The organism is Duganella vulcania, assembly GCF_009857655.1.
GTDB lineage: Bacteria > Pseudomonadota > Gammaproteobacteria > Burkholderiales > Burkholderiaceae_D > Rugamonas > Rugamonas vulcania.
Genome location: NZ_WWCX01000021.1, coordinates 1 through 12938 on the forward strand (window position 1 = coordinate 1; position 12938 = coordinate 12938).

The 12938-nt window shown below is 68.0% G+C and carries 8 protein-coding genes and 1 pseudogene; all 9 read right to left on the reverse strand.

The window, feature by feature from the left end:
* A pseudogene (locus GTP90_RS14285) lies at positions 1–709 on the reverse strand (glycosyltransferase); the annotation flags it as partial.
* Positions 710–737: 28 nt separating this feature from the next.
* Positions 738–1835 carry an SGNH/GDSL hydrolase family protein gene (locus GTP90_RS14290; protein ID WP_161084180.1) on the reverse strand — a complete coding sequence of 366 codons (1098 nt, stop codon included), beginning with the start codon at positions 1833–1835 and terminating at the stop codon, positions 738–740.
* 4 nt (positions 1836–1839) lie between these two features.
* Entirely contained in the window at positions 1840–5022 is a 3183-nt protein-coding gene (locus GTP90_RS14295) for an O-linked N-acetylglucosamine transferase family protein (RefSeq protein WP_161084181.1), read from the reverse strand.
* A gap of 10 nt (positions 5023–5032) precedes the next feature.
* Entirely contained in the window at positions 5033–6331 is a 1299-nt protein-coding gene (locus tag GTP90_RS14300) for an MBL fold metallo-hydrolase (RefSeq protein ID WP_161084182.1), read from the reverse strand.
* Positions 6328–7086 (reverse strand): acyltransferase, encoded by a 759-nt coding sequence (locus tag GTP90_RS14305; protein WP_161084183.1) that lies wholly within the window; start codon positions 7084–7086, stop codon positions 6328–6330. Before GTP90_RS14305 ends, GTP90_RS14300 begins: the two co-directional genes overlap by 4 nt.
* A 37-nt stretch (positions 7087–7123) precedes the next feature.
* Positions 7124–8230 (reverse strand): DegT/DnrJ/EryC1/StrS family aminotransferase, encoded by a 1107-nt coding sequence (locus GTP90_RS14310; protein ID WP_161084184.1) that lies wholly within the window; start codon positions 8228–8230, stop codon positions 7124–7126.
* A gap of 8 nt (positions 8231–8238) precedes the next feature.
* Positions 8239–8664, reverse strand: a complete 426-nt coding sequence (locus GTP90_RS14315; protein WP_161084185.1) for a sugar 3,4-ketoisomerase — start codon at positions 8662–8664, stop codon at positions 8239–8241.
* On the reverse strand, positions 8661–9551 hold the full coding sequence (locus GTP90_RS14320) for a glycosyltransferase (protein ID WP_161084186.1): 891 nt from the start codon (positions 9549–9551) through the stop codon (positions 8661–8663). The genes GTP90_RS14315 and GTP90_RS14320 overlap by 4 nt, the downstream gene beginning before the upstream one ends.
* 27 nt (positions 9552–9578) lie before the next feature.
* Positions 9579–12776 carry an O-linked N-acetylglucosamine transferase family protein gene (locus GTP90_RS14325; protein WP_161084187.1) on the reverse strand — a complete coding sequence of 1066 codons (3198 nt, stop codon included), beginning with the start codon at positions 12774–12776 and terminating at the stop codon, positions 9579–9581.
* Between the last annotated feature and the right edge of the window lie 162 nt (positions 12777–12938).

The window sequence follows — 12938 nt, forward strand, 5'->3', positions numbered from 1 at the left end:
CGCGCACCTCGCGCTGCGCGGCGGCCAGCTGGCGCGCCGGGTCGTCGCTCAGGTCCAGCATGGCCAGCGCCGAGGTGGCGTGGCGCAGCGCGCTTTCGCTCAGGCCCGGCACGAAGCCGTACACCGGCCACGCGCACAGCTTCTGGCGCAGGTTCAGCCACTGCGGCGCGATCAGCGGCTGGCGCGGGTCCAGTTGCAGGCTGTGCAGCAGCGCCTGCTCGGCCTGCGGCAGGTCGCCCTGCGCCTCGGCCAGCCGGCCGATGTTGTTGTACAAGCGGATCTGCAAGACCGGCGACACGGCCGCCGCGGCGTCGAGGTCGTCCAGCGCGGCGCGCCACTGCGCCAGCGCCGCTTCCGGCTGGCGTTGGCGCTCCAGCAGCGCGCCCAGTCCCAACTGGCTCTCGGTGAAGCCGGGACGCAGCCGCAGCGATTGCCGGTAGCCGCGCTCGGCGCCGGCCTCGTCGCCGGCCTGCAGCTGCACCACGGCCAGGTTGTACCAGGTCACGTATTCCAGCGGCGAGTCGCAATGCTCCAGCCACAGCTGGTACAGCGAGATGGTTTGCTCGGTCCGGCCCTGCGCGGTCAGCAGGCCGGCCAGGCCGATCAGGTCGATGATGGCCAGCTCGCCCAGCCGGGCCAAAGCCAGCGCCAAGGTGCCCGCCTCGGCCAGGTTACCGGCCGCCATAGCCTTTTGCAGTTGCTGGGACATGGGCGGGCTCCGGTCGGTTGGCGTGGCGTCAGTGCTGCTCGGCCAGCATCAGCACGCCGACCAGGTCGAGGTAGCGCTCGGGCGCGTCCGGCAGGCCGGGCGCGTAGCAGTCGAAGCCGGTCTGCGCGCCGCCGGCCTGCTCCGGCACCGACACCGCCAGCCGGCTGGCGCCGTACGGGCGCAGCAGGCTGTGGCTCCACAGCAGCGGCAGCGGAATGCTGGAGTAGACGAAGGGCAGCGTCTCGGTGTCGGCGTGGCGGGTGGCCACGCGGGCGTTGAAGGCCAGGCCGTCGTCGCTGCTCAGCTCCAGTTGCAGCGCGTCGTGGTGCGGATCGGATTTCAGGAACAGCGCCAGCGGGAACATCTCGCTGTTCAGTTCCAGGCGGCTGCCGGGCAGCATGCGCAGGTAGTCCAGCTGCATCAGGCGGTTGCCGGTGTGGCCGGGCTGCACCGGGCCGGTGGTGAACTGCTGCAGGTTCCGGCCGGGCAGGTACATCGCGCTCAACTTGGCGAACGGCGACACCGCCTGCAGCCGCGCCGCCGTGACCGACAGCGGCTCGGCGTGCTGCGCCGCCAGCGTCAGCAGCCGCTGCGCGACGATGGCGCCGACGATGGAGGTGGCGTGCGGCGTGTCGTAGTGGGCCGGGTCGCGGTACAGCCAGTCCGGCGCGCGGCCCAGGAACAGCGACGACAGCGCGGCGCGCACGTCGATCACCGGCAGGGCCAGCTGCTCGAAGGCGCGCAGCTGGGCGTCGTAGATCGGATGCGGCGCGGCCGACGAGAAGTGCTGCTGCTGCGCCAGCACCAGCGGCACGAAATGCGCCGCCGGGTACAGCTGGGCGGCGGCCTTGAGCACCAGGTGGAAGCAGAACAGCCAGGACTCGGCGCCGCCGGGGCGCGGCGCGAAGTGGCCGGTGTCGTTGATCGAATACTCGTACAGCACCACGTCCACCGGCTTGCCGTCGTAGGTCTCGTACAGCCGGCCGATGGCCGACAGCGAGGTGGTGGCGCCGACCGAGATCTGCACGATGTCGGGCTCGGTGTAGCCCTGTAGCGAGTGCGCCAGGTGGGTGACGTAGCCGTCCTTGAGCAGCGAGTTGGAGCCGCCGATGATGAGCACTCGCATGGCGTCAGGCCGGCACGGCGGTGATGAGGTAGCGTTGCGCCAGCGCGTCCTGCGCCGCCAGCTCGGGATCGCTGCCGCTGGCCTGGGCCAGCTGGCGCAGGATGGGCAGGAAGGCCTCGCGGCCCGGCTCGTTGAAGACCACCGGCATGCCGCCGCTCATGCGGAAGCCGGCCTGGTCCAGCAGCTCCAGCAGCGAGCCGCGCGTGAAGCCGTGCAGCTCGTCCGGCTGCATGACGCCGTCCGCGCGGTAGCGGAAGTCGCCCATGTTCAGGCGCACCTGCACGCTCCAGTGCTGCAGGTTGCGCACCGACAGCGCCAGCGTGCCGCCCGGCGCCATGCTGGCGCGGATGGCCTTGAGCACGGCCAGCGGATCGCGCACGCGTTCCAGCGCGCCGTCCAGCACCCACAGGTCGGCCTGCGCCACCTGGCGCTCGCGCTGCGGGTCCGCGGTCTCGATGTCCTGGCTGTAGACGAAGTCGCAGTGCGCGCGCGCCTGCTCGGCGGCGATGGCGTCGCGCTCGATGCCGGTGTAGTTGCACAGCGGGTGGCGCTGCTTGTAGGCCTTGGCGAAGGCGCCGTCGCCGCAGCCCAGCTGCACCACCTTGACCGCGGCCGGCGCGAAGTCCAGCAGCTGCTGGTTGATCTGCACGGTGGCGGCGGGCTTGTCGTAGTGGTAGCCGCCGGTGCGGCGCACCGTGCCCTGCCAGTCGTGGCGGATGAAGATGCGCTGCGCCGGCTGGTCGCTGAAGTCGTTGTTGACCCAGGCGATGTTGCGCATCAGGCGGTCGCTCTGGCCGGCCTGCGCCATCGCCACCATCGGCGGCAGCATCGGCGCGCCGTGCTTGACCGGCAGCGGCCACTGGCGCACCACCTCGATGTTGGTCAGCATGCAGGCCGGGTGCAGGTAGGGCATGCTGCCCGCGCCATGCGGTTGGCCGTCGGCGTTGACCGGCGTGACGTTGCCGACGCCGTACATGTGCGGCTCGAGGTTCTCCACCAGCGATTCGAGGAAGCCGCGCTTGAGGATCTCGACGTCGGAGTCGAGGAACAGCACCTGGCCGGACAGCTCCAGGTTCTCGATGGCCCACGCCATGCCGGGGCCGTGGTGGATGTTGTAGCCGAACGGGATGAAGCGCACGCCCGGGTATTGGGCGGCGATCGGCGCGATCTGCGCGGCGATCTCCGGCGTGGAGCCGTCGATGATGGTGACCGGATTATCGGGATAGAACTGGCGGAACGTGCCCAGCAGCGAGGCGATCAGGTCGGGCGCGTTGTAGGACACGGCGATCATCGGAATCTGGTCGATATTCATGGGGGCTTTCGTCGTGTGGGTTGCAGCGGTTGCGCTTGCGGCGGCGGTTGCGGGCAGCGCCACGCGCCGCATGGCCGCTTCCAGGTTGCGTACCAGGCGCGGCGTGTCGAACAGCGCGCAGCTCAGGCGGTTGTCGACCAGCTGGCGCTTCATGGCGGCGATGGCGGCCGGGTCGTGCGCCAGCGCCACCGCTTTCTCTTCGTAGTCGGTGAAGTTGTAGGTGATCAGCTGCGGCAGGTCCACCGCGCGCAGCAGGCTGCCCGCCATGCGCGAGGCGAAGGTCGGCCCGGCGCAGGTCAGCAGCGGCAGGCCCGCCCACAGCGCATCGCTGGCGGTGGTGCCGGCGTTGAACGGGAAGGTGTCCAGGAACAGGTCGGCCAGCTGGTAGCGCGCCAGGTAGTCGGCCGGCAGCGCGCGTTCGGCGAAGATCAGCCGTTCGGCAGCGATGCCGGCTTCGGTGGCGTGGCGCTTGAGGTTCTCGGCCACCAGCGGCGTGTCGGCCACCAGCCACAGCACGCTGCCCGGCACGCGGCGCAGGATGTTCATCCAGTGCGCGAACAGCTCGGGCTTGAGCTTGTAGCTGTTGTTGAACGAGCAGAAGACAAACGCGTCCTCCGGCAGCTTGACGCTGGCGCGGGTCGGCTTGTTGCCGATCAGGCGCTGGCGGTCGTTGATCTGGAAGGTGTCCGGCAGGTACAGCGGCTGCTCGGTGAAGTCCTTGGCCATCTCCGGCGTGATCAGGAATTCGTCGGCGATCACGTAGTCGACGCCGGGCAGGCCGGTGCTGCCGGGGAAGCCCAGCCACGTCATCTGCACCGGCGCCGGGCGGTAGGCCAGGATCTGCGGGCGCGCGCCGGAGGTCAGGCCGTGCAGGTCGACCAGGATGTCGATCTCGTGGGCGCGGATCAGGCGGGCGGCCTGCTCGTCGCTCAGCGCGTGAATCGGAATGTAATGGTCCATGCCGGCCACCACGCGGGCGCGCAGCGGCGAGCCGTCCTCGCGGCTCCAGCTGAAGGCGTAGACCTCGAACTGGCTGCGGTCGTGCAGGCCGTACAGCTCGGCGGTGAGGATGGACACCGCGTGCGAGCACAGGTCGGACGACAGGTAGCCGACCCGCAGCCGCTCATGGCCGTAGCGGGAGCCCTGTCCGGCCGGGCCGGTCAGCGACGGCACCGTGGTGTCGAGCTTTTCGGCCACGAAGCGGGCCGCGGCGGCCGCTTGCAGCGCCGGATCGTCGGTCAGGCTCAGCATGGCCAGCGCCGAGGCGCCGTCCTCCATCTGGCGGCGGCTGATGTGCGGCAGGCCGCTCCAGGTCGGCCAGTGGCACTGCTTCTGGCGCAGGTGGACCCAGTGCGTCATCACGTGCGGCTGGTCCGGCTCCACGGTCAGGCTTTGCGCCAGCATGGCTTCGGCCTCCGGGTACTGCTTCCGGATTTCCAGCAGGCGGCCCAGGTTGTTCAGGGTTTGCAGGTATTGCGTGCGCTGGGCTTTCTGGTCCAGCTTGACGGCCGGGCCGAGGATGGTGCGCCACATGGCCAGCGCTTCCTCCGGCTGGCCCTGGCGTTCCAGCAAGGTGCCGAGGTTGAGCCGGCCTTCGACAAAGCGCGGCTGCAAGGCGATGCACTTGCGGTAGGCCGCCTCGGCGCCGGCGTCGTCGGAGTCGGCGGCCAGCAGCGCGCCCAGGTTGAACCAGGCCGCGTACAACAGCGGCTGGCGGGCGCCGTGCTCGATCCAGCAGCGGTACAGCGCGATCGCCTGCTGCGGCTGGCCCTGCTTTTGCAGCGCGGCGGCGGCGTCGAACAGCTGCGGGATGGTCATGTTGCCGCGCGCCGCCTGCTTGAGCCATTGCGTGTGGGGTGTCGCGCCGAGGTTCATGGGCCGCACGCTAGACAACGGTGTTGAAGATTTTCAGCACGTCGGGCAGGTACAGGTTCGGCTCGCGCATCAGCGTGAAGCGGCGCATGCCGATGATCTCCTCGAAGCGCTTGCCGTTGAGCCATTCGGCCGACGAGATCTCGTCCAGGCGGAAGCGGTGCACATTGCGCCCGGTGGCGAAGGCCGGCACGATGGTGGGGACGTAGTTCATGCAGTCGATCTCGACCAGGATGGGCTGGCCCAGGTAGGTCAGCTCGAACTGCAGCACGTTGTCGATCGGCGTGTCGCACACCTCCAGGCGGGTGCGCAGCACGGCCAGGAAGCCGTCCAGGTCGACCTGCTGCCAGTCGGTGCGCACCGTCTTGGCCGGGCGCGAGCGCAGGAAATCGTTGGCGGCGTCGCGGTACTCTTCAACGGTGTAGACGCGCTGCATGGTGACGGCCAGTTTGCCGTCCGGCTTGCCCGCGTAGTCGCCGGCCAGCATCGGCAGCACCACCTCGGCCAGCTCCGGCCGGCGCGCACGCGCGTAGGCGGCGAATTCCACCGGCGTGCGCACCGCCATGTTGATCTCCGAGTGCATATTGCCGTCGTCGATCAGCAGGTTGGCGCCGAACGGGATCACCACTTTCGGCTTGAGGATGTCGATCACGTTCAGGCAGTCGTCCTGGTACATATTGACCAGGCGCTCGCTCTCGATCTGCTTCTCGTGCAGCTTGTCCTGCGGGTACTCCATCAGGAACGGATACCAGTGGATGTAGGCGTACGGGATGCAGGCCACGTCGATGTCGACGCCGACCGTGGTGAACTTGGCCATCGTGGCCGGCTTCAGGTAGTTGTCGTTGCCGTGGTAGATGCAGAAGCGGTCGTTGTAGGCGATCACCGAGGAGTCGATGCCGTTGCTGTCGTGCGTGACGCCGAACACCTTCACGCCGGGCAGCAGCTCGGTCACCGTTTCCGGTTCGATGATGGTGATCGGACGGTCGGCGTTGGCCTGGATGTCGGCCTCGAACGACGGCCGCTGGCCGACGATGGCGACCTTGACCGACGGCTTGAGCGCGCGCAGGAACGGCAGGTCGTAGTGGTCCTGGTGGATGTGCGAGACGATCACGGCGTCCACGTCGTACAGCGCCGGGTCGTCCAGCTGCGGCGGGAAGAACACCCAGGAGTCGCCGTAGGGCTGCGACTCGATGATGGGGTCGAACAGGATCTTCTTGCCGCCGATGACGGCCAGCAGGCCGGCATGCCCCAGGTAGAGCACGCCGTCGGTGGCGCCGTATTGTTCGAGGAACTGGTGCAGTTGTTGGTTCATAACGATTCCGAACGGGGTGAAGGTGGAATGTCCCAGCCGGCCGTGACGTCGGCCGGGTAGCCGCGCCGGAAGTGGCTGGTCCAGGGGTAGGCCGGGCGGTCGGTGCCGTCCTTGAGCTTGATCTTGCTGGTGTCGCAGATGTATTTCGACGGGCTGCCGCCGGCCACGGTGTCCGGCGCCACGTCGCGCCCGACCATGCTGTGCGCGGCCACCAGCGCGCCGCTGCCGACCTTGACGCCGGGCAGCACCACGCTCATGGTGGCCACCGCCGCGTAGTCGCCGATCTCGCAGCCGAGCAGCACGTCGCTGGGCGGATGCGGGTCGTTGGTCAGCACCACGTACGGGAAGATCCAGACGAAGTTGCCGACCTTGGACATCTTGCCGATGTGGACGTTGGAGTGGAAGCGCACGTAGTCGCCGATGCTGCAATCGCCCTGGATGTCGCTCAGCGTGCCGAGCTGGAAGTTGACGCCGGCGGTGGTCTTCTCGCGCACGGTGACGCGGTGGCCGGTGATGAAGCGCGCGCCGAAGGTCGAGCCGGCGTACAGGATGGAGTGCGAGCGGATGCGCGAGTCGGCGCCGATCACCAGCGGCAGGCCCTCGGCCAGCGGGCTGGGGTAGCCGATTTCGCAGAAGCTGTCGATCACCGTGTTGTCGCCGATGTGCACGTTCTCATGGACGATGGTGAACGCGCCGATGCTGACATTGGCGCCCAGGATGGCTTGCGGTGAAACGGATGCGCTGGGATGTATCATGCTGGTCTCCTCCTGTTGTTGGACTTCTATTGTTTTTTTATTTGGCCAGCGCCTGGCGGACGGCGGCGCAGACGGTCAGCGCGTCGGCCTCGCTCATGGTCGGCCCCATCGGCAGGCTCAGCACTTCCTTGTGGATGGCCTCGGCCAGCGGGAAGTCGCCCGGCTTGTAGCCCAGGTGGGCGTAGGCCGGCTGCAAATGCGGCGGCACCGGATAGTGGACGATGGTGCCGATGCCCTGTTCGGCCAGCGCCTTGGCCAGCGCGTCGCGACCGGCGTGGCGGACCACGTACACGTGCCACACCGGCTCGGCCCATTCCGGCACGTGCGGCAGCGCCAGGCCGGGGATGCCGGCCAGCTCGCGCTGGTAGATGGCGGCGATGGCGCGGCGCTTGGCGTTGTCGCCGTCCAGCTTGGGCAGCTTGACGCTCAGCAGCGCCGACTGCACCTCGTCCAGGCGCGAGTTATAGCCCGGCACCTCGTTGTAGTACTTGACCTTGGAGCCGTAGTTGCGCAGGGTGCGGATCTTGTCGGCCAGCGCGTCGTCGCTGGTGGTGACGGCGCCGCCGTCGCCCAGCGCGCCCAGGTTCTTGCCCGGGTAGAAGCTGAAGGCCGCGGCGTCGCCCAGCTGGCCGGCCACGCGGCCGCGGTACAGCGCGCCGTGGGCTTGCGCCGCGTCCTCGATCACCTTCAGGCCGTGCTTGGCGGCCAGTGCCAGCAGCGGATCCATGTCGGCGGTCTGGCCGTACAGGTGGACCGGCATGATGGCCTTGGTGCGCGGCGTGATGGCCGCTTCCACGCGGGCCGGGTCGATGTTGAAGCCGTCGGCGGTGGGCTCGACCGGCACCGGCGTGGCGCCGCAGTCGCTGACCGCCAGCCAGGTGGCGATGAAGGTGTTGGACGGCACGACCACCTCGTCGCCGGGGCCGATGCCGTAGGCCTTGAGGATCATGAAGATCGCGTCCAGGCCGTTGGCCACGCCGATGCCGTGCTTGCTCTTGCAGTAGGCCGCGAAGCTGGCCTCGAAGGCGCTGGTCTCGCCGCCCAGGATGTACCAGCCGGAATGCAGCACGCGCTTGAACGCGGCTTCCAGCTCGTCGGCTTGCGACAGGTTGATGGCTTTCAGGTCGAGGAAGGGAACGCTCATGGCAAGACTCACTTAGGTTGTCGCTTGGGTTGTTGGTGTGCCGCGGCCACGAATTCGTCGTAGTCGTGGTAGTAGTCCTTGGGGTCGTACAGCGTGGAGGCCAGCACCACGCACACCGCGCCCGAGGAGAAATTCTCGACCTCGCGCCACATCATGCCGGGCACGTACAGGCCGTAGTAGGAACGGTTGAGCTGGAACTTCTTGCGCTCGTAGCCGTCGTCGACGATCACGTCGAAGCTGCCCGACATGGCGACAAACAGCTGCTGCAGCTCGATGTGGCCGTGGCCGGCGCGCGCCGAGCCGCCCGGCACGTCGTACAGGTAGTACACGCGCTTGATGTCGAACGGGATGTGCACGCCGCCCTCGATCACCGACAGGTTGCCGCGGATGTCGTGGTGCGGTGGCAGTTCGATCAGCCTGCATTGGTCCATCATGATGCCGCTCCTTCCCGTTGCGCCGCCAGCACCTGGTGGTAGCGCTGCTGCGAGCGCGCCACCATCGGGAATACGCCGCTCAGGCGCGCGGCCACGTCGTCCACGGTCGGCTGCATGGCCGCCAGTTCCTCCGGCGCGACCATGCCGATGTCGCACGATTCGATCAGCAGGTCGATGTAGTCGGAGAAGCAGTAGCCGAAGTTGGGGTTGCTGTTGATGTTGCTGTTCGATTCCAGCCGCTGGTCGTGGCGGAAGTAGGACAGCTCCTCGTCGATGTAGAACACCTTGCCGTCGCGCGCCAGGTTGAAGTAGGTGGCGACGTCGGCCAGGCCCAGCGTGCAATCGTGGTTGTGGTAGCGGAACAGGTGGCGGCCCACTTCCCACAGGCGCTCGCGGCGGAACATGATGGAGGTGAACTCGCCGATGAAGTTGCGCATGCCCAGCACCATGCTGCGCTGCATGTCGCGCCCGTCCATGCTGCCGCTGGCCTGGTAGGGGCGGCGCAGCTCGGTGCGCTCGTTGTCGACGTTGATCACCTGCGACGACGAGAACACCAGCTGGATGGCCGGGTCCATGTTCATCGTGGCCACCATGCGCTCGACGCAGAACGGGTGCAGCACGTCGTCGTCGAACAGCGGCTTGATCAGCTGGCCCTTGGCGCCGAACAGCGCGGTCAGCACGTTCTGCTCGCGCAGCGCGGAGTTGCGCTGGTAGATCAGGTGGCCGGTGTATTTGGCGCAGATTTCCTTGATCGCCTCGGTCGGGCAATTGTCGCTGACCATGATCTCGATGTTGGGGTAGCTCTGGCCCAGCGCCGACTTCAGGCACGCCTCGAAGTGGGCGGGCTTGTAGGACGGGATAACGATGCTAACTAATGGCAAACTCATAGATTGTCTGGCTCCTGGCTGAGGCGGTTAAGCGGCGACCGCCATCACGATGTATTGCCACGGCAGCGCGTCTTCCACCGCCACCACCGGATCGAGGCCGCTGGCGCCGGCCATCAGGCGGATGGCGGGCAGGTATTTTTCGCGGGCCGGCTCGTCGATGATGCGGGCGCTGCCGCCGGCGATCTGGAAGCCGGCCTGCTGGAACAGCTCCAGCATGGCGCCGCGGGTGAAGATGCGCTTGCGCGATTTCTCGATGCCGCCGGGACCGTAGCGCATGTCGCCGGCGTTCAGGCGGGCCTGGATGCTCCAGTGCTGGAAGTTGCGCAGCGTGGCGACCACCTTGCCGCCCGGCGCGATGCTGGTGCGGATCTTCTGCAGCACGGTCCACGGATCGTTGAGCGTCTCCAGCGTCTCGTCGATGACCCAGCAGTCGGCGCCGCGCACATGGTCCCACAGGTCGGCGCCGGCATGCTCGATGTCGAGGTTGAACACGAAGTCGCAATGCGGACGGGCGGCCTGGGCCGGTGCCGGATCGGCCTCGATGCCGGTGTAGTTGGCCAGCGGGTTGCGCACGCGGTAAGCCTTGGCGAAGGCGCCGTCGCCGCAGCCCAGCTCGACCACCTTGACCGCGGCCTGCGGCACGAACTGCAGCAGGTCGGTGTTGACCTCGCTGGTGGCGCTGGGCAGGTCGTAGTGGTAGCCGCCGGTGCGGATCACCGTGCCCTGCCAGTCGTGCTTGATGTAGGTGCGGGTCGGCTCGCGGGCGAAATCGTCGCGCACCCAGTCGACCGCGTGCAGCAGCGCGTCCTGGCCGGCGCGGTGCAGGGCCAGCATGGCCGGCAGCAGCGGAGCGCCGTGCTTGATCGGCAGCGGCCACTGGCGCATCACCTCGGCGTTCACCAGCATGCAGGCCGGGTGCAGGTAGGGGATGCCGTCGGCCTCGCGGCTGTGGCCCAGCTCGTTGACGTGCTGGACGTTGCCGACGCCGTACATTTCCGGGCGCAGCTGGCTGTGCAGCGATTCCAGGAAGCCGGGCTTGAGGATCTCGACATCGGAATCGAGGAACAGCACCTCGCCCGACAGGCCCAGGTGGTTGAGCGCCCACGCCATGCCGGGGCCGTGGTGGATGTTGTAGCCGAACGGGATGAACTCGACGTTGTCGTGGGCGTCGGTGATGGCGCGGATCTTCTCGGCCACGTCCGGATTGGAGCCGTCGATCACGTACACGCGGTTGCCGTAGAACTGGCGCAGGGTGCGCAGCAGCGCCTCGATCAGGTCGGGCGCGTTGTAGGAAACGGTGACGATGGGGATGTCGGCGATGCGCACCGGCTCGGCGGCCTGCGACGGTTCCTGCGGACGCACCGCGTGTTCCGGCGCGGCCAGGCGCGGCGCGGCCGGCTTGGCGACCTTCTGCAGCGCGGCCTCCAGGTTGCGCACGAAGCGCGGGCTGTCGAACAGCGGGCAGGTCAGGCGGTTGGCGGCCAGCTGGCGCTTCATCGAGGCGATGCGGGCCGGATCGTTGGCCAGCGCCACCGCCTTTTCCTCGTAGTCGGCGAAGTTGTAGGTGATCAGCTGCGGCAGGTCGACCGCGCGCAGCAGGCTGCCGGCCATGCGCGACGAGAAGGTCTGGCCGGCGCAGGTCAGCAGCGGCAGGCCGGCCCACAGCGCGTCGCTGGCGGTGGTGCCGGCGTTGAACGGGAAGGTATCGAGGAACAGGTCGGCCAGCTGGTAGCGCGCCAGGTACTCGGCCGGCACGGCGCGGCTGTTGAAGATCAGGCGGTTGCGGTCGATGCCGGCTTCCTCGGCGTAGCGGTACAGGTTCTCGCGCACTTCCGGATAGTCGGCCACCAGCCACAGCACGCTGCCCGGCACGCGGCGCAGGATGTTCATCCACACCGTGAACAGGTCGGGCGTGAACTTGAAGTTGTTGTTGAACGAGCAGAAGACAAAGGCGTCCTCCGGCAGGTTGACGCTGGCGCGGGTCGGCTTGGGCGCGATCAGGCGCTGGCGGTCGTTGATCTGGAAGGTGTCCGGCAGGTACAGCGGCTTCTCGGTGAAGTCCTTGGTCATTTCCGGCGTGATCAGGAACTCGTCGGCGATCACGTAGTCGACGCCGGGCAGGCCGGTGCTGCCGGGGAAGCCGAGGTAGGTCAGCTGCACCGGCGCCGGGCGGTAGGCCAGGATGTTCGGGCGCGCGCCCAGCGTCAGGCCGTGCAGGTCGACCAGGATGTCGATCTCGTGGGCGCGGATGGTGCGGGCGGCCTGCTCGTCGGTCAGCTTGTCGATGCGGATGTAGTGGTCCATGGCCTTGACCACGCGGGCGCGGATCGGCGAGCCGTCCTCGCGGCTCCAGCTGAAGGCGTAGACCTCGAACTTGCTGCGGTCGTGCAGCTCGTACAGCTCGGCGGTGAGGATGGACACCGCGTGCGAGCAGAAGTCCGACGACAGGTAGCCGATGCGCAGGCGGCCGTGGCCGTAGCCGTGCTGGCCGGTCAGCGGCGCCACGGCGGCGTTGACCTTCTCGTTGACGAAGCGGCGCGCGGCGGCCAGCTGCTGGGCCGGATCGGCCGAGGCGCTGAGCATGGCCAGCGCCGAGGTGCCCTCCATCATGGTCGCGACCGAGATGTGTTCAAGGCCGCTGTAGACCGGCCACTCGCACTGCTTCTGGCGCAGGTGGACCCAGTGGGTCATCACGTTGGCCTGTTGCGGATCGACGCGCAGGCTCAGCGCCAGCATGGCCTCGGCCTCCGGGTAGCGCTTGCGGATTTCCAGCAGGCGGCCCAGGTTGTTCAGGGTTTGCACGTACAGCGTCGGATTGGTCTTGATGTCCGGCTGGACCTCATCGGAGAGGATGGTCTTCCACATCGCCAGCGCGTCGTCCGGGCGGCCGGTGCGTTCGAGCAGCGTGCCCAGGTTGAGGCGGGCCTCGACGAAGCCGGGATTCTGGCTGATGGCCTTGCGCAGCACGGCCTCGGCGCCGGCATCGTCGCCCGCGTTGGACAGCACCACGGCCAGGTTGAAGCAGGCGGCGTAGGCCAGCGGCGACGGCGTATGGTCGATCCAGGCGCGGTAGAGGGCGATGGCGGCGGGCAGTTGTCCGCTTTCCTGCAACACGGCGGCGGCGCCGAACAGATCGCCGATGGACAGCACGCCCTTGACGGCCAGCGCCATAACGGTGCCCAACGGGCTGGTATCGATGGGAGCGGCAGGTACTTGAGCGGTCATAGCGGGCGTAGGATGGGATGAGCCATAAAAGGTACGCACTATCATACCTTTTTGTCGCTGGATGAGGGGCAACTTTTGGCTCAGGAGCAAGACTGTAAAACGCTACCTGCTCAACGGATAGGCAGGAGTAACAATCAACTTGGGGGCAAACTTGGGGTCAAG

Coding starts and splice junctions, on each gene's coding strand:
- GTP90_RS14290 (WP_161084180.1), bottom strand. CDS start 1,835: ATGCGAGTGCTCATCATCGGCGGCTCCAACTCGCTGCTCAAGGACGGC.
- GTP90_RS14315 (WP_161084185.1), bottom strand. CDS start 8,664: ATGATGGACCAATGCAGGCTGATCGAACTGCCACCGCACCACGACATC.
- GTP90_RS14310 (WP_161084184.1), bottom strand. CDS start 8,230: ATGAGCGTTCCCTTCCTCGACCTGAAAGCCATCAACCTGTCGCAAGCC.
- GTP90_RS14295 (WP_161084181.1), bottom strand. CDS start 5,022: ATGAACCTCGGCGCGACACCCCACACGCAATGGCTCAAGCAGGCGGCG.
- GTP90_RS14325 (WP_161084187.1), bottom strand. CDS start 12,776: ATGACCGCTCAAGTACCTGCCGCTCCCATCGATACCAGCCCGTTGGGC.
- GTP90_RS14300 (WP_161084182.1), bottom strand. CDS start 6,331: ATGAACCAACAACTGCACCAGTTCCTCGAACAATACGGCGCCACCGAC.
- GTP90_RS14305 (WP_161084183.1), bottom strand. CDS start 7,086: ATGATACATCCCAGCGCATCCGTTTCACCGCAAGCCATCCTGGGCGCC.
- GTP90_RS14320 (WP_161084186.1), bottom strand. CDS start 9,551: ATGAGTTTGCCATTAGTTAGCATCGTTATCCCGTCCTACAAGCCCGCC.